Origin of the sequence: Halomonas sp. 3H (assembly GCF_024206005.1) — a bacterium.
GTDB classification, from domain to species: Bacteria; Pseudomonadota; Gammaproteobacteria; order Pseudomonadales; family Halomonadaceae; genus Halomonas; species Halomonas campaniensis.
The window spans coordinates 3,757,491-3,772,891 of sequence record NZ_CP100360.1 but is presented as its reverse complement, the minus strand read 5'-3'; the positions used below and the strand labels follow the sequence as shown (position 1 = coordinate 3,772,891).

Genomic DNA, 15,401 nt, shown 5'->3' with positions numbered 1-15,401 from the left:
CAGAACATCGGCTGTCATGACATCTTCGGGAGACCGACATGCTTAGGGAACGCCTGCGCGGCTGGCGCAAGATCACGATCATGGGAGCCTCCCTGGGGGCCGCCGTGATCTTCTTCGTGGCCGGGATCATCTTCTGGGGGGGCTTCAACACGGTGATGGAAGCCACCAACAACATGAAGTTCTGCAGCTCGGCCTGTCACGAGATGAGCTGGGTCTACGAGGAGTACCAGGACCGCCCCCACTACCGGAACCCCACCGGGGTGGGCGCCGAGTGCTCCGATTGCCACGTGCCCGACGCCTGGGGCCCCAAGATGGTCCGCAAGATCCAGGCCAGCCGCGAGGTGTGGCACTGGATGCTGGGCACCGTGGACACCAAGGAGAAGTTCGACGGCAAGCGGATGCAGCTGGCCGAGAACGTCTGGCGCTCCATGCTGCGCACCGACTCCCGCGAGTGCCGCAACTGCCATGACTGGTCCGCCATGGACCTGGAGCAGCAGCCGGCCCGCGCCGCACGCGAGCATGCCCGGGCCTTCGAGCAGGGCCAGACCTGCATCGAGTGCCACCAGGGCATCGCCCACGAGCTCCCCGAGGCCTGGGACGAGTCGCCGGTCTGGGCCGCCCGCTTCGCCCATGACACCGAGGCCGACCAGGATCGCGGCGAGCCCGAGCTGCCGCTGGAGGCCGAGGAGCTGGGCGAGGCGGTGGCCGCCGAGGGCGACATCGCCTCCGGCCTGGCCTGGGACGAGGTCCCGGCGCTGGACGTGACGCTCTTCCTGCCGGGCCAGGCCTCCATCGAGTGGATCCAGGACGGCAGCTCCCACGGCGGTGGCCGCGCCTTCAGCTTCGGCGACCGCTGCGTGTGGTGCCACGCCGGCGAGGAGGCCGATATCGGCGCCCTGGCCACCAGTGCCGAGAAGATCGAGACCTATGACCTGGGTGACAAGCGCGGCCACGTGCCGATGGCCGTGCAGGCCGCCTTCGATGACGACTACCTCTACATGCGCTTCCAGTGGGAGGCCGGCGAGCACGCGCCGCTGCCCTTCGTCGACGGCGGCATGATGGACCCCGAGAACGAGATCAAGCTGACCGTGAGCTTCGCCGACGACCGCGTCGACATGGCCGACCGCGGCGGCTGCTGGGCCAGCTGCCACCACGACTCCGCCTACATGCCCGACGCCCCCGAGGCGGAGGCCCTGGCCGAGAGCGAGCTGGCCGAGCGCCTCGACCTGATCAGCGGCAACGGCGTGACCAAGTACCTCACCGAGAGCCGCACCGAGGTCGAGGTGCGCGGTCGTCGCGGCGCCGCCCGCGGTGGCTGGGACAAGCTCAAGGAGCGCGAGGAGATCGACGAGCTGTTCGGCGGCGGGGTCTACCTGGATATGGCGCGCTACAAGAGCGGCAGCGAGCGCACCGAGTCCGGCTACATCCTCGAGGAGCGCCACTTCGACGACAGCGAGGCGGTGGTGTTCAGCGCCAGCGAGGCGGACGGCGTGTGGACCGCCTACCTGACCCGCGCCCTGCGCACCGGCGCGCCCGGCGACAAGCCGCTCGCCCTGGACGGCAAGTACAACGTCAACTTCGCACTGCACGATGACCACGCGGCCTCGCGCTTCCACCACGTCTCCTGGCAGTTCGGGCTGATGTTCGGCGCCGACGAGGTGGACGAGGAGATGGTCGAGATCAACGCCACGCGCCTCGAGCGCTGATAAGGAGGATTCATGAAGGCAGGGATGAGGCATCCCGGCAAGTGGCTCGGCGGGCTCTGGCCCGCCCTGCTGCTGGTCGCCGGCACGGCGCTGGCGGCGGAGGGGATCACCGGCTACGGCAGCGCCGAGCTCGGCATGTCCCCGGAGCAGGTGCGTGAGCGCCTGGCGCAGGATGGCGTCACCGAGGTGACCGAGGCACGCACCGACGACGGCGACCTGGTCATCGATGGCCGCCTGGGGGGCGCTCCGGCGGTGGAGACCGACCTGCGCTACGTCTTCCCGGCGGGCAGCGACCGGCTGGCGCTGGTGGTGGCCTTCCATCCCGAGGTGGAGGACCACGCCGAGGTGAAGGCGCAGCTGATGGCCGAGTACGGCCAGCCCTGGGAGGAGGAGATGGCCGACTGGTGGCTGGAGCAGCTCGCCGAGGGCATGCCGCAGCCCCCCGTGGCGCTGACCGCCTGGGGCGGGGGCGAGGCGCAGCGCGACCGCTTCGTGCGACTCTGGACCTTCGAGGAGTACCTCAGCGTGGAGACCCTGGACAACCGGCTGCTCGCCGGCCAGGAGTGATGCCTCGTCCCCATGCCAACCGGGCCGTCCCGTCGCGGGGCGGCCCTTCGCGCGTTATTTCCACGACGGCACGTGGATACCACGACCCTGATACCGAGGAGTATCGAGATGAAGCGCACTGCTCTGCTGGCCGCGGCCCTGCTGATGGGGTCGGCTCCCCTGGTCCCGGCGTCGGACCCAGGCCAGCCTGGCCACCAAGGCCATGCCCGGGGAGAGATGGCGGAGTCCCGCCATGAGGTGCGTGGCATCTATCTCGGCTATGACGCCGAGGCGCACCGCATCAGCGTGGCCCACGAGGCGATTCCCGGGGTGATGCGCGCCATGCGCATGAACCTGCGCCTGGCCGAGGGCGACGCGGCCCCCGGGCTTACCGAGGGCGAGCGGATCCGCTTCACCATGACGGGCAGGGTGGAGCAGGGCATGAGCTGGTATGCCGACGCCATCGAGGCGCTGCCGGCCGACACCGAGCTCGAGCTGCCCGAGAGGCTGCGCGAGATGATCGGCCACTGAGGCCGATCGGGTCGCTCAGCCCCGATCGTTCCGGCACCGCTGCCTGGCCCGGTCCATGGCCTCGGCGGCACCCTCCAGGGAGAACACCATGAACCAGGGGTCATCCTCGCCGCGCATCATCCGCAGGCGCAGGGTCTCCCCCCGGCGCATCTCCTCCACCAGCAGGGGCCGTTCGTCCAGGGTGAACTGCACGTAGAAGCCGCCGTCGCCGCGCTGGGTAATGAATGCCGCCTCGCCGCTGTGGATGGTCTCGTGATCCACGCGCAGGTCGGCGGGCACGCGATTGACCACCCGGCTCTGCGGCTGGCGCTCGCCCAGTTCCACCCGCAGCTCCAGCCAGGGCCGCTCGCAGTCGCCCGGGGTGAAGTTGAGACTCAGCAGGGAGTCGCTGTAGCTGTGGGCCTCCAGGGCGCGGTAGTGGCGCTCCTCGCCCAGCGATAGCGTCAGCGACTGCCAGTGGCCGTGGGTTGCCGCGTCGTCGGTGTTGAAGGTGGTGGCGTGTGCCGCCGGGAGGAGCAGCAGCGCGTTCAGCAGCAGGGCGGCCGACGCGGCAGTGAACGGCTTGGGCATGACCGGGGGTCCTGGAGGACGATGCGCCGAATGGTAGCACCGCAGGCCGGGGCTGCCGACCGGCGACTCACTCCCGGGTGGCGAAGTGGGCGGCCAGGTCGGCGATATCCTGCTCGCTCAGCCCGCGGGTCATGTTCTTCAGGAGGTGGCCGCCTTCCCCGGCCTTCAGGCCGGCCATGCGTTCCCGGAAGAGCGACGGCTCCATGCCGGCAATGCTGGGATAGCGGGTGATGTTGCTGCGGCCCTCGGGGCCGTGACAGCCGGTACATCGCGGCGCCAGCTCGGCGCCGCGCCCGGGATCCCCCATGGGCGTCGCGGACTCGGCCATCACCCCGGGGGCGGCGGCGAGCATCAGCAGGGCGGTCAGCCAGGCCTGGGCAACCTTCGGCATGATCCACTCACTCCTTCGAGGGAACCTGCCTCCAGTCTAGGCGCCGCGCTGGCGAGCGCCCTTGATGCAGGTCATGCCGAGGTGGCGCTCAGTCGAAGTCGCGGCTGGGCAGCAGCCAGCCCTCGTCGGGGCGGTAGCCGGCCGCCTCGGCGCGCTGGTACTGCGCCACCATCTCGTCGGTGATGGCCGCCAGCGCCGCGTCGACGCTGGGGTGGTCGTCACTGGTCTCGAAGGAGGGTTCGGCCTGGAGCGGCGTCTGCAGGTAGTGGCTCTGCTCGCAGGTGACACGCTCGCTCCCCGCTTCCCGGTAGCAGCGGAGGCGGATGGGGGTGGGGATCTCGCCAAGCTGGAAGGTCAGCTCCGTCGCCAGGAAGCGCTGCTGGTGAATCAGGGGGTGCCGGATGGCGGCCGGGATGTCCATGGGCGCGAGGGTCTCCTGAGGTCGAGCCTGAGGCCCTGAAGGGGCGTGCGATTCAACATAGCACCCGAGTCACAGGGGTAAAAGGCGAATACCTTGACCTGTGTTCGTTGTCGGGTGCGGCAATCTATCCCATCCTTCACCACTAAAGAGGTTTTCCGGATACATGTTCTGTTCCGGACAGGCTGACGGAGAGGTGGAGCGTCCTGTGACAACGTTAGTGCGTATCTGGTGGGTGACCCTGGGGCTGCTGCTCGCGGCGGTCCTGTCGATGACCGCCCTGTCCGCCACGGCCCGGGCGGCCGAGTGGCTGCCCATGGTCTTCCCCGACGCGGACGCCGTCGGGGAGCCCCTCGAGGCGCCGCCGGCGGTGCCGGTACTGCGCGACGGCGAGACCGTGGGCTACGTCTTCGAGACCAACGATATCGCGCCGATCCCGGCCTACTCCGGCCATCCGGTCAACATGCGCGTCGGCATGGACCTCGAGGGACGCATCACCGGCGTCGAGGTGCTCGAGCACTCCGAGCCGATCATGCTGGTGGGCATCCCCGAGACGGTGCTCGACGACTTCGTCGGCCAGTACGCCGGCAAGTCGGTACGCCAGAAGGTCCGAGTGGGCCTGTCGCGCCAGCAGCGCGAGGGCTACGAGCAGGTCGACGCGGTCTCCGGGGCCACCGTCACCGTGGTGGTGATGGGCGAGGGGATCATGCGCTCGGCGCGCCGCGTGGCCCGGGAGCTGGGCATCCTGGTCGGCGGCGGCCCCGCCGAGGCGGCGACGGTCCGCGACGAGCTGTTCGAGGAGGCGAGCTGGGAGGCGCTGCTCGAGGAGGGCGCCATCGGCCACCTGCACCTGACCCGCGGCGAGGTGGACGAGGCGTTCGTCGGCACGGACGCCGAGGGGGTCGAGGCGGCTCCGGAAGGCCGCGAGGGCGAGACCTTCATCGACCTCTATGTCGCCCACCTCAACGTGCCCACCGTGGGCCGCAACCTGCTCGGCGAACGGCAGTTCGAGCAGCTGATGGCGGAGCTCGGCGAGGGCGAGCATGCGCTGGCGATCATGGCCGACGGCCGCTACTCCTTCAAGGGCTCGGGGTTCGTGCGCGGGGGCATCTACGACCGCATCATGATCCACCACGGCGGTCGCACCGACCAGTTCCACGATGCCGACATGCGCCGCCTGTGGGGCATCGAGGCCGAGGGGGCGCCACGCCTGCCGGAGCGCGACATCTTCATCCTGCGCGAGGAGACCCGCTTCGATCCCGGCCAGGCCTGGGAGCTGGAGCTGCTGGTGCGCCGCCAGGTGGGCGCCCTGGACACCGAGTTCGCCGGCTTCTCCACGGAGGTGAAGGTGCCGGAGCGCTTCTTGGAGATTCCCGAGCCGCCGGCCGACGCCCTGCTGGAGGAGGACGCGCAGCCCCTGTGGGTCTCGGTGTGGGAAGACCGCGTCATGCACATCGTGGTGCTGGGCGCCGGTCTCGGCGTGCTCACCTTCATCCTGCTCTTCCAGGACTGGCTGGCCAGGCGACCCCGCCTGCTGCATACCCTGCGCTACACCTTCCTGGTCTACACCGTGGTGTTCATCGGCTGGTACGCCCTGGCGCAGCTCTCGGTGGTCAACATCCTGACCTTCGCCAATGCCCTGTTCACCGACTTCCAGTGGTCCACCTTCCTGATGGACCCGATGATGTTCATCCTCTGGAGCTTCGTGGCGGTCACCCTGCTGCTGTGGGGACGCGGCGTCTACTGCGGCTGGCTCTGCCCCTTCGGCGCCATGCAGGAGCTGATCAGCGCGGTGGCCCTCAGGCTCAAGGTGCCGCAGTTCGAGCTGCCCTTCGCCGTCCACGAGCGGCTCTGGGCGCTGAAGTACATCATCCTGCTGGGGCTGTTCGCCGTCTCCCTGCAGTCGCTGGGCCAGGCCGAGGTCTACGCCGAGGTGGAGCCCTTCAAGACCGCCGTGCTGCTGAAGTTCCAGCGCGAATGGGGCTTCGTGCTCTACGCGGTGCTGCTGCTGGTGATCAGCGCCTTCAACCACAAGTTCTACTGCCGCTATGTCTGCCCGCTGGGCGCCGGCCTGGCGATCCCCGCGCGCATCCGCCTGTTCGACTGGCTGCGTCGCCACAAGGAGTGCGGCAAGCCCTGCCAGATCTGCGCCCACGAGTGCCATATCCAGGCGATCCATCCGGACGGCCGGATCAATCCCAACGAGTGCCACTACTGCCTGGACTGCCAGATCACCTACCACGACGACCGCAAGTGTCCGCCCATGGTGGTGCAGCGCAAGAAGCGGGAGAAGGCGACCCGCCTGAGCAGCAAGGTGGCCGAGAGTCGGCGCATCGCCGCCACCGAGGTATCCGCCGACGGCAGCTGAAGGCTGCCGAGGCAGTGAACCGTAGGCAGCGCCGCGCCCCGCAGCACGGCGCCGCGACGGAAGCAGAACGGCCGGCCGCAGAGTCGGCGACGAGATGTCATCTCGACAACGAAACGGAGACAGAGTCATGAGCGACAAGCAGAGGGACGACAAGCCCACCGGGGCCGTCAACGAGGGGCGCCGCCGCTTCCTGGCGGGCAGCGCCGCGGTCGGCGCGGCCAGCATGGCCGGTGCCGCCGGCGTGGCGGGCGTGGGGGCCCTGACTCGCAGCCAGCCGGCCCAGGCGGCCAGCAACGGCGGCGCCGCCGATATCCATGTGCCGCCGGGCGAGCTCGACGAGTACTACGGCTTCTGGAGCGGTGGTCACAGCGGCGAGGTGCGTGTCTACGGCGTGCCCTCCATGCGCGAGATCATGCGCATTCCGGTGTTCAACCACTGCTCGGCCTCCGGCTGGGGGATGACCAACGAGTCCAAGCGCATCATGGGTGACAGCCACCGCTTCACCAACGGCGATGCCCACCACCCCCACGTCAGCTACACCGACGGCAGCCACGATGGCCGCTACCTGTTCATCAACGACAAGGCCAATACCCGCGTCGCGCGGATCCGTCTCGACGTCTTCAAGACCGACGCCATGGTGACGGTGCCCAACGTCCAGGCGATCCACGGCCTGCGCCTGCAGAAGGCGCCGCGCACCGGCTACGTGTTCGCCAACGGCGAATACATGATCCCCCAGCCCAACGACGGCCGCGACATCAACGACCCGTCGAAGTACTTCACCCTGTGGAATGCCATCGATGCCGACACCATGGAGGTGAAGTGGCAGGTGATGGTCGACGGCAACCTGGACAACATGGATGCCGACTACACCGGCAAGTACGCCGCGGCGACCTGCTACAACTCCGAGGGTGCCGTGGACCTGGCCGGCAAGATGCGCGCCGACCGCGACTGGGTGGTGGTGTTCAACATCGAGAACATCGAGGCGGCGGTGGCCAACGGCGACTTCATGACCATCGGCGACTCCGACGTGCCGGTGGTGGATGGCCGCAAGAGCTCCGACCTCAACGTCACCCGCTACGTGCCGGTGCCGAAGAACCCCCACGGCCTCAACACCTCCACCGATGGCAAGTACTTCATCGCCGCGGGCAAGCTCTCGCCCACCGTGTCGATGATCGAGATCGCCAGGCTCGACGACCTCTTCGCGGGCAACCTGGCGGACGAGCGCGACGTGATCGCCGCCGAGCCGGAGCTGGGCCTCGGGCCGCTGCACACCACCTACGACGGCCGCGGTAACGCCTACACCACCCTGTTCATCGACAGCCAGGTGGTGAAATGGAACATGGAGGACGCCGTACGCCACTACAACGGCGAGGACGTCAACTACATCCGCCAGAAGATCGACGTCCACTACCAGCCGGGCCACAACCACGCGACCCTCGCGGAGTCCAAGGATGCCGATGGCAAGTACCTGTTCTCCCTGAACAAGTTCTCCAAGGATCGCTACCTGCCGGTGGGCCCGCTGCATCCCGAGAACGATCAGATGATCGACATCTCCGGCGACGAGATGGTGCTGCTCCACGACACCCCGACCTTCGCCGAGCCCCACGATGCGGTGATCATCCGCCGCGACCAGATCCAGACCAAGCAGATCTGGGAGCGCGATGACCCCTACTTCGCCGACACCGTGGCCATGGCCCGCGAGGATGGCATCACCCTGGAGACCGACAACGAGATCATCCGTGACGGCAACAAGGTGCGGGTCTACATGACCACCGTGGCGCCCAACTTCGGCATCACCGAGATCCCGGTGAAGCAGGGCGACGAGGTGACGGTGACCATCACCAACCTGGACCGCGTCGAGGACCTTACCCACGGCTTCTGCGTGGTGGATCACGGGGTCAGCATGGAGATCAGCCCGCAGCAGACCGCCTCGATCACCTTCACGGCCGACAAGCCCGGGGTGTTCTGGTACTACTGCAACTGGTTCTGCCACGCGCTGCACATGGAGATGGTCGGCCGACTGCTGGTCGAGCCGGCCTGATCCCAGACCCTCGGCAGCCCCTGCCGGGCCGGCGACCCACGCCGGTCCGGCAGTTCCTCCCCCGACAGACAGAGAACGCCATGCACTCGAGATGGTTGCTCCCTCTTCTCTTCCTGCTGCTGCCCGGCCTCGCCCTGGCCGCCGAATGGCGCGCCGTGCCCGGCGAGGCCCCGCTGCAGCAGGTGCTTGCGGCCGCCGCGCCCGGTGATACGGTGCGGGTGGCCGAAGGCGTCCACCTCGGCAATTTCGTGGTCGAGGTGCCCATCACCCTGGTCGGCGAGCCCGGTGCCATCCTCGACGGCCAGCGTAGCGGCAGCGTGCTGACCGTGGTCGCCCCCGGCGCCACGGTGCGCGACCTGCACATCCGCGAGGATGGTGCCGACATCAACGCCATGGACAGCGGCATCTTCGTGGCCCGCGAGGCGGCGGGGGCCGTCATCGAGAACACCCGCATCGAGGCCCGCGGCTTCGGCATCTGGCTCGATGCCGTGCCCGACGTGAAGGTGATCGGCAACCGCATCAGCGGCGACACCGCGCTGCGCTCCCAGGACCGCGGCAACGGCCTGCAGCTCTACAACGTCACCGGCGCCGAGATCCGCGGCAACGAGGTGTGGGAGGCCCGTGACGGCATCTACATCGACGTCAGCAACCACAACCGGCTGATCGGCAACCTGCTGCGCGACCAGCGCTACGGCGTGCACTACATGTTCTCGCACTCCAACGAGGTGCGTGACAACGAGACCCGCAACAACCGCCTGGGCTATGCGCTGATGCAGTCGCGGCAGCTCGAGGTCGTCGGTAACCGCTCCCTGCGCGACCAGAACTACGGTTTCCTGATGAACTTCATCGTCGACTCCGTGATCGCCGAGAACGTCGCCGTGGAGGCGCAGCGCGGCAGCCTCTCGGCCGCGCCGGATGGCCACGCCATCAGCGGTACCGAGGGCAAGGCGCTGTTCGTCTACAACTCGCTGTTCAACGAGATCCGCGACAACCTCTTCGCCCGCACCGAGATCGGCATCCACATGACCGCGGGCTCCGAGGACAACGCGTTCCACGGCAACGCCTTCGTGGGCAACGAGACCCAGGTCAAGTACGTGGCCCTGCGCGAGCAGGAGTGGTCCCTGGAGGGGCGCGGCAACTACTGGAGCGACTACCTGGGCTGGGACCTCAGCGGCGATGGCCTGGGCGACATCCCCTACGAGCCCAACGACTCGGTGGATCGGCTGATCTGGACCTACCCCATGGCCAAGATCCTGATGAACAGCCCGGCGGTACAGGTGCTGCGCTGGGTGCAGCGCGAGTTCCCGATCCTGCGCCCGCCGGGCGTACGCGACAGCCATCCGCTGATGGCCCTTCCCGACTGGATGGCGGAGACACTGCAATGACCCAACCGGTGATCGAGATGAGCGCGGTCGGCAAGCGCTTCGGCAAGCTGACCGCCCTCGACGAGGTGAGCCTGACCCTGGGCGAGGGCGAGGTGCTGGGCCTGATGGGCCATAACGGCGCCGGCAAGTCCACATCCATGAAGCTGATCCTGGGCCTGATCCGCCCGACCCGCGGCACCCTGAAGGTGTTCGGCCACGACCCCGGCGGTGCCGCGGCCAACGACCTGCGCCTGCGCCTGGGCTACCTGCCCGAGAACGTGCAGTTCTACGAGCAGCTCTCGGGCTTCGAGGTGCTCGACTACTTCGCCCGCCTCAAGCGCATCGGCACCGGGGTGGTGAAGCCGCTGCTGGAGCGGGTGGGGCTGGGCCATGCCATGCATCGCCGGGTGAAGACCTACTCCAAGGGCATGCGCCAGCGCCTCGGCCTTGCCCAGGCGCTGATCGGCGAGCCGCGGCTGATGCTGCTCGACGAGCCCACCGTGGGCCTGGATCCCATGGCCACCCGCGACTTCTACGGCATGGTCGACGAGCTGCGCGGCCGCGGGGTCAGCGTGATCCTCTGCTCCCACGTGCTGCCCGGCGTGGAGCGCCATATCGATCGGGCGGCGATCCTCGGCCAGGGGCGCATGCTCGCCTCCGGCAGCATCGACGAGCTGCGCCAGGCCGCCGACCTCCCCCTGGTGGTGCGCCTGCGCACGGCCCGGGCGCCGGAGCGCCTGGTCGAGTCGCTGCGGCCCCACGGCGTGCTGGCGAGACAGGCGGGCGAGGGCCGCCTCGAGCTGGAGGTGCCGGTGCGCGCCAAGATGGCGGTGCTCCGCGAGCTGATGGCCGACCCCGAGACCGCCGACCTGGCGCTGGAGCCGCCCACCCTGGAGTCGCTCTATGCCCACTTCGACGGCACCATTCGCACCCGGGCGGCGGCCGAGCCGGCCCCCGCCACGGCCATTGACGCGCAGCAGGGAGTGAGCGCATGAGAAACCTGTTCATCGTGGCCGGCAAGGAGTTCCGCGACGGCCTGCGCAACCGCTGGGTGCTGGCCATCACCCTGGTGTTCGGCCTGCTGGCCATCGGCCTGGCCTACTTCGGCGCCGCGGCCTCGGGCCAGGTGGGCTTCACCCGGGTCTCCACCACCATCGTCAGCCTGTCGAGCCTGGCGGTGTTCCTGATCCCGCTGATCGCCCTGATGCTGGCCTACGACAGCATCGTCGGCGAGGACGAGCAGGGCACCCTGCTGCTGCTGCTCACCTACCCCATGAGCCGGGTCGAGATCCTCGCCGGCAAGTTCCTGGGCCATGCGGCGATCCTCGGCGTCTCCACCCTGGTGGGCTTCGGGGTGGCCGGGGCGATCATCGCCGCCCTGGGCAGCGTGGAGCAGCTGGGCGAGCTGGTGGCGGCCCTGGCGCTGTTCATCCTCTCGGCGATGCTGCTGGGCTGGGCCTTCATCGGCTTCGCCTACCTGATCAGCGTCAGCGTGGCGGAGAAGTCCCGGGCGGCGGGCATCGCCCTGGTGGTGTGGTTCGCCTTCGTCATCGTCTTCGACCTGGCGCTGCTGGGCGTGCTGGTGAGCACCGGCGGCCAGGTCAGCGAGGGGCTCTTCCACTATCTGCTGCTGCTCAACCCCACCGATATCTTCCGCATCGTCAACCTCACCTTCTTCGAGGCGGCGCGGACCCAGGCGGGGCTGGCCTCCATCGGCGCCGATGCGGCCTTCCACCCGGCGCTGCTGCTCGGCACGCTGCTGGCCTGGGTGGCGGTGCCGCTGGGCCTGGCGCTGTGGATCTTCCGCCGCCGCGAGATCTGACAAGGAAAACGACCAATGCTGACACGCAGGAAGTTCATCATCGTGCTGGGGGGCGTGACCCTGGCGGGGCTGGCCGGCTGCGGCGGCGAGGAGGAGGTGGCCGCGGCCTGCGAGCCGCGCCCCTTCCGGGACGACGACGAGTGTGCGGTGTGCGGGATGTTCATCGCCGGGTTCGCGGGCCCCAAGGCCCAGGCCTGCCTGCGGGACGGACGCCTGCTGACCTTCTGCTCCACCTCGGACCTCTTCGTCTGGCTGCTGCAGCCCGACTCGGTGCCCCAGCTGCGCCAGGCCTATGTCCACGACATGGGTGCCACCGACTGGGAGCGGCCCTCGGATGACGCCTTCATCGCCGCCGACGTGGCGGTCTACGTGACCGAACAGCCGCTGATGGGGGCCATGGGACCGACACTGGCCTCCTTCGGCCGCGAGGAGGACGCCCGTGCCTTCATGGCCGAGCACGAGGGGCGGCTGCTGGGCTACCAGGAGATCGACGTTCAGGTGCTCAACGACCTGGCCCGGGCGCATATCCAGCGCGCCATGTAACCCTGCAGGTGGGACCGGGCGGCTGCCCGGCCCGCAGACACAGCGCCCCCGGCAGCCTGGCTGCCGGGGGCGCTTTCGATGGGTGCCTGCCTTGCGGCTTAGAGCACCGGTTCCAGCATGAAGTCCACCGCGGCCTTCACCTCCTCGTCGCTGAGGTTGGTGAACCCGCCCTTGGCGGGCATGGCGTTGAAGCCCTCGATGGAGTGGGTGTAGAGGGTCTCCATGCCCTGCTCCAGGCGCGGGGCCCAGGCGGCCTCGTCGCCCTTGATGGGGGCGCCGGCGGCACCGGTCATGTGGCAGGCCATGCAGGCCTGGTTGTAGATCGCCTCGCCGTCGGGCTCGGCCTGCACGGCGGCCGATAGGGTCAGAGCGGCGACGCCGGTCAGGGTCAGGGTGGCCAGTCGCTTCATGAACATGTCTCCTGGATGCATCTTATGGCGGTGAAAAAATCGGAGGGCGTCCCCGCCTCCGATGGTTGGCAGCCATGATCGCCCGGGCGTTCATGGAGTGCCATGACCTGGGTCACGACAGCATGCCCTGTTCAGCGTCGTCCCTGACGGCCGCGGGTGCAAGCCCTGCGTGGGTCAGCTCGCCGGGTTCGGGGTGGCGCCGTCGCGGGAGGCCGGCTCGATCCTCAGCAGCTGGGCCAGCTCCGGCTGCCGGGGGCCGAGCATGTCGGCCAGGGTGTACTTGTCCAGCACGGCCATGAAGGCGCGAAGTGCCTCGGCCAGGATCGGCTTCAACCGGCAGGCCGGGGTGATCCGGCACTCGTTGCTCTCGCCGAAGCACTCCACCAGCAGCAGGTCATGCTCCGTGTCGCGGACCAGCTTGCCGAGGCGTATCTCGTCTGGCGCCTTCTTGAGCAGCAGGCCGCCGTTCTTGCCGCGGATGGCGGTGATATAGCCCTTGTGACTGAGGTCCTGGACCACCTTCATCAGGTGGTTGCGCGAGATATCGAAGCGCCCGGCGATCTCGTGGATGGTGGAGCGCTCCTCCCCCTTGACCGCCAGGAAGATGAGGACACGCAGGGAGTAGTCGGTGAAGCGGGTCAGATGCATGGGGCGTCCCGGTGCCTTGCGGCTTGATATTAGTCAATGTTGATAAGCTAAGCGCCTTTCATTCTACCACCTGATGCTTGCCCGGGCGGAGAGTTCCGTGCCCCTCGGCGGCGGGGCGCGTCAGCACGAAGGCGGCGACTCCACAGAACAGTGCGCCGGTGGCGGCCAGCACGGCGCCGCTGGCGCCTCCCAGCCACAGCACCCCCCAGCTGACCAGCAGCAGTGCCGCCGCCAGCCGCTTGGCACGGCGGGGCACGGCGCGCCGTTCGCGCCAGGCGTGCAGCGTCGGTCCCAGGCGGGGGTGCGCGTGCAGCCAGCGGGCCAGCCGTGGCGAGCCCTTGGGCGCGGCCCAGGCGGCCACCAGCAGGAAGGGCGTGGTGGGCAGCAGCGGCATCACCAGCCCGGCGGTGCCGAGCCCGATGCAGCCGTAGGCCAGACCGCTCCAGGCAAGGCGCGTGGCAGGAAGTCTCATGGCAACCGGACCTCGCAAATTGGCAGCGGTGACATTAAGTAGTATTTTATATGCATGTTTATGATTCGTGCAAAGGGAAATCCCGAGTGTCATCCCTGAGACCCGCCTCGGCCGCGTCATCCACCCCCGCCTGGCGCTGGCTCTTCCCGCTGGCGGCCCTGCACGCGGCGCTGCTGGTGCCGCTTTCCCTGCTGTCACTCTACCACCCGGGAGGAGTCGCGCTGCTGGCCTCGCCTGCGGCACATGGTCGCGAGCTGATGTTCGGTTTCGCCCTGGCCGTGATCGCCGGCTATCTGCTCGGGCCGCTGCCGCCGCGACGGCTGCAGGCGCTGGTCGCCCTGTGGCTGCTGGCGCGGCTGGGCGGGCTGGTCTGGCCGGGAGCCGTGCCGGTGACCCTGGCCGACGCCGGGTTCGCGCTGCTCGTGGCCTGGCACCTGGTGCCGCGCTTCCTTGCCGCCAAGAAGTGGCGCAACCGGGTGCTCTCGCCGCTGCTGGGACTGCTCTGCCTGCTGGCGGTCGTCACCCTGACCTGGCGCCACCTGGGCCCCATGCCCACCACGGCGCCGCTGATGCACCAGAGCGTGCTCTGGCTGGTGTTGCTGATGGTGTTCATGGGCGGGCGGGTGCTCGCGCCGGCGGTGAACGGCCACCTGATGGCCAGCCGACGCCAGGCCGGCGCCGGGGTGCAGCCGCACCTCGAGGCGGCGCTGATCCTGCTGCTGGGCGTCACCCCGCTGCTGATGCTGTGGCCGCCCCTGCGGCCGCTGGCGGCGGTCCCGGCGATGGCGGCCGGGCTGCTGGTACTCCTGCGGCTGTGGCGCTGGCGCCCCTGGGCCTGCCGAAGGCGACCCGACCTGCTCGGGCTGATGCTGGGGTATGCCTGGCTGGGCATCGGCCTGCTGCTGCTGGCCCGGGCCTGGTGGCAGCAGCCCCACGCCAGCGCCACCCTGCACGCCTTCACCATCGGGGCGCTGGGCACCCTGGCCTCCGGCATCATGCTGCGCCAGGCGATCCTGCGCGCCAAGGCACGCCCCGAGGCGGAGCCGCTGCTGTTGTCGCTGGCGCTGCTCTTCTGCCTGGCCGCGGTGCTGCGCCTGCTGGCGCCGGAGGCCGGCCAGCACTGGCTCGCCCTGCTGTGGGGCTCGGCACTTGCCTGGAGCCTGGCCTGGGGGCTCGCCGCCTGGCGGCTGCTCCACTGGAGCCGCCGCATGGTAAATCGAGGCACTGCGCGTGCAATGGCCGATAGCGAGGGGCGCCGGGGGCAAGCCGAAGAGGAGGTCCTACGCCAGGGGTGAGGAGCACTGCTCCGAACGGGCTGGCCATGGATGGCCAGCACCGGTCCTGCGAGCGAAGCAGGACGCGAGAGCGAAGCAGGGCGTCGGTAGCGTACAGGGAAGTATTCACAGCGCCTCCTCGCAGGATTGTCGACGGATCAGCCCCGAGTGAATCTCAAACGGTGGTGTTTGATCCAGGTCAGCTACCTCGAGAAGGGTACCGACGCGTCGGACCCTGAATGGCATACTCTGCCCCATACGGCGGCGCCGCGGTGCCGCCACCCGGTTAAAGAGGCT

At 69.0% G+C, this 15,401-nt stretch carries 16 protein-coding genes; 10 read left to right on the top strand and 6 right to left on the bottom strand.

Features of this window, described 5'->3' with window-relative positions:
* The first annotated feature begins 38 nt into the window (after positions 1-38).
* The 3 genes from NFC98_RS17345 (at position 39) to NFC98_RS17335 (ending at position 2,783) form a co-directional block, all read left to right on the top strand.
* Positions 39-1,706 (top strand): NapC/NirT family cytochrome c, encoded by a 1,668-nt coding sequence (locus tag NFC98_RS17345; protein WP_254276140.1) that lies wholly within the window; start codon positions 39-41, stop codon positions 1,704-1,706.
* 12 nt (positions 1,707-1,718) lie between these two features.
* A complete protein-coding gene (locus NFC98_RS17340) occupies positions 1,719-2,273 on the top strand; it encodes a hypothetical protein (protein WP_254276139.1) in 555 nt (184 codons plus the stop codon).
* 108 nt (positions 2,274-2,381) lie between these two features.
* On the top strand, positions 2,382-2,783 hold the full coding sequence (locus tag NFC98_RS17335) for a copper-binding protein (protein ID WP_254276138.1): 402 nt from the start codon (positions 2,382-2,384) through the stop codon (positions 2,781-2,783).
* A gap of 15 nt (positions 2,784-2,798) precedes the next feature.
* On the opposite strand, the gene NFC98_RS17330 is transcribed toward NFC98_RS17335, so the two are convergent.
* From NFC98_RS17330 to NFC98_RS17320, 3 genes are all read right to left on the bottom strand, one after another.
* Positions 2,799-3,353, bottom strand: a complete 555-nt coding sequence (locus tag NFC98_RS17330) for a hypothetical protein (RefSeq protein WP_254276137.1) — start codon at positions 3,351-3,353, stop codon at positions 2,799-2,801.
* Between the two features lie 67 nt (positions 3,354-3,420).
* Positions 3,421-3,744 (bottom strand): c-type cytochrome, encoded by a 324-nt coding sequence (locus NFC98_RS17325; protein ID WP_254276136.1) that lies wholly within the window; start codon positions 3,742-3,744, stop codon positions 3,421-3,423.
* An 88-nt stretch (positions 3,745-3,832) separates the two neighbouring features.
* Complete coding sequence (locus NFC98_RS17320; protein ID WP_254276135.1) at positions 3,833-4,165, bottom strand: hypothetical protein; 333 nt, start codon at positions 4,163-4,165, stop codon at positions 3,833-3,835.
* A gap of 205 nt (positions 4,166-4,370) precedes the next feature.
* Here NFC98_RS17320 and nosR point away from each other — a divergent pair, with 205 nt between their 5' ends.
* The 6 genes from nosR (at position 4,371) to NFC98_RS17290 (ending at position 12,300) form a co-directional block, all read left to right on the top strand.
* On the top strand, positions 4,371-6,530 hold the full coding sequence (nosR, locus tag NFC98_RS17315) for a transcriptional regulator NosR (RefSeq protein ID WP_254276134.1): 2,160 nt from the start codon (positions 4,371-4,373) through the stop codon (positions 6,528-6,530).
* Between the two features lie 127 nt (positions 6,531-6,657).
* Positions 6,658-8,571 carry a TAT-dependent nitrous-oxide reductase gene (gene nosZ / locus NFC98_RS17310; RefSeq protein WP_254276133.1) on the top strand — a complete coding sequence of 638 codons (1,914 nt, stop codon included), beginning with the start codon at positions 6,658-6,660 and terminating at the stop codon, positions 8,569-8,571.
* A gap of 80 nt (positions 8,572-8,651) precedes the next feature.
* Complete coding sequence (locus NFC98_RS17305) at positions 8,652-9,956, top strand: nitrous oxide reductase family maturation protein NosD (protein ID WP_254276132.1); 1,305 nt, start codon at positions 8,652-8,654, stop codon at positions 9,954-9,956.
* Entirely contained in the window at positions 9,953-10,930 is a 978-nt protein-coding gene (locus tag NFC98_RS17300) for an ABC transporter ATP-binding protein (RefSeq protein WP_254276131.1), read from the top strand. The genes NFC98_RS17305 and NFC98_RS17300 overlap by 4 nt, the downstream gene beginning before the upstream one ends.
* Positions 10,927-11,757, top strand: a complete 831-nt coding sequence (locus tag NFC98_RS17295; RefSeq protein ID WP_254276130.1) for an ABC transporter permease subunit — start codon at positions 10,927-10,929, stop codon at positions 11,755-11,757. Before NFC98_RS17300 ends, NFC98_RS17295 begins: the two co-directional genes overlap by 4 nt.
* Positions 11,758-11,772: 15 nt before the next feature.
* Complete coding sequence (locus NFC98_RS17290) at positions 11,773-12,300, top strand: nitrous oxide reductase accessory protein NosL (protein ID WP_254276129.1); 528 nt, start codon at positions 11,773-11,775, stop codon at positions 12,298-12,300.
* 98 nt (positions 12,301-12,398) lie between these two features.
* Here the strand turns inward: NFC98_RS17290 and NFC98_RS17285 are convergent, their stop codons facing one another.
* The 3 genes from NFC98_RS17285 to NFC98_RS17275 form a co-directional block, all read right to left on the bottom strand.
* Entirely contained in the window at positions 12,399-12,710 is a 312-nt protein-coding gene (locus NFC98_RS17285; RefSeq protein ID WP_254276128.1) for a cytochrome c5 family protein, read from the bottom strand.
* 174 nt (positions 12,711-12,884) lie between these two features.
* Positions 12,885-13,358 (bottom strand): Rrf2 family transcriptional regulator, encoded by a 474-nt coding sequence (locus NFC98_RS17280; RefSeq protein WP_254276127.1) that lies wholly within the window; start codon positions 13,356-13,358, stop codon positions 12,885-12,887.
* Between the two features lie 58 nt (positions 13,359-13,416).
* Positions 13,417-13,830, bottom strand: a complete 414-nt coding sequence (locus NFC98_RS17275) for a YbaN family protein (RefSeq protein ID WP_254276126.1) — start codon at positions 13,828-13,830, stop codon at positions 13,417-13,419.
* A gap of 86 nt (positions 13,831-13,916) precedes the next feature.
* Between NFC98_RS17275 and NFC98_RS17270 the strand changes: the two genes are divergently transcribed.
* Entirely contained in the window at positions 13,917-15,125 is a 1,209-nt protein-coding gene (locus tag NFC98_RS17270) for an NnrS family protein (protein WP_254276125.1), read from the top strand.
* The last annotated feature ends 276 nt before the right edge of the window (positions 15,126-15,401 follow it).

Bases quoted from the DNA above. Each gene is read 5' to 3' on its own strand.
- NFC98_RS17345 (WP_254276140.1), top strand. From the start codon at position 39: ATGCTTAGGGAACGCCTGCGCGGCTGGCGCAAGATCACGATCATGGGA.
- NFC98_RS17340 (WP_254276139.1), top strand. From the start codon at position 1,719: ATGAAGGCAGGGATGAGGCATCCCGGCAAGTGGCTCGGCGGGCTCTGG.
- NFC98_RS17335 (WP_254276138.1), top strand. From the start codon at position 2,382: ATGAAGCGCACTGCTCTGCTGGCCGCGGCCCTGCTGATGGGGTCGGCT.
- NFC98_RS17330 (WP_254276137.1), bottom strand. From the start codon at position 3,353: ATGCCCAAGCCGTTCACTGCCGCGTCGGCCGCCCTGCTGCTGAACGCG.
- NFC98_RS17325 (WP_254276136.1), bottom strand. From the start codon at position 3,744: ATGCCGAAGGTTGCCCAGGCCTGGCTGACCGCCCTGCTGATGCTCGCC.
- NFC98_RS17320 (WP_254276135.1), bottom strand. From the start codon at position 4,165: ATGGACATCCCGGCCGCCATCCGGCACCCCCTGATTCACCAGCAGCGC.
- nosZ (WP_254276133.1), top strand. From the start codon at position 6,658: ATGAGCGACAAGCAGAGGGACGACAAGCCCACCGGGGCCGTCAACGAG.
- NFC98_RS17305 (WP_254276132.1), top strand. From the start codon at position 8,652: ATGCACTCGAGATGGTTGCTCCCTCTTCTCTTCCTGCTGCTGCCCGGC.
- NFC98_RS17300 (WP_254276131.1), top strand. From the start codon at position 9,953: ATGACCCAACCGGTGATCGAGATGAGCGCGGTCGGCAAGCGCTTCGGC.
- NFC98_RS17295 (WP_254276130.1), top strand. From the start codon at position 10,927: ATGAGAAACCTGTTCATCGTGGCCGGCAAGGAGTTCCGCGACGGCCTG.
- NFC98_RS17290 (WP_254276129.1), top strand. From the start codon at position 11,773: ATGCTGACACGCAGGAAGTTCATCATCGTGCTGGGGGGCGTGACCCTG.
- NFC98_RS17285 (WP_254276128.1), bottom strand. From the start codon at position 12,710: ATGAAGCGACTGGCCACCCTGACCCTGACCGGCGTCGCCGCTCTGACC.
- NFC98_RS17280 (WP_254276127.1), bottom strand. From the start codon at position 13,358: ATGCATCTGACCCGCTTCACCGACTACTCCCTGCGTGTCCTCATCTTC.
- NFC98_RS17275 (WP_254276126.1), bottom strand. From the start codon at position 13,830: ATGAGACTTCCTGCCACGCGCCTTGCCTGGAGCGGTCTGGCCTACGGC.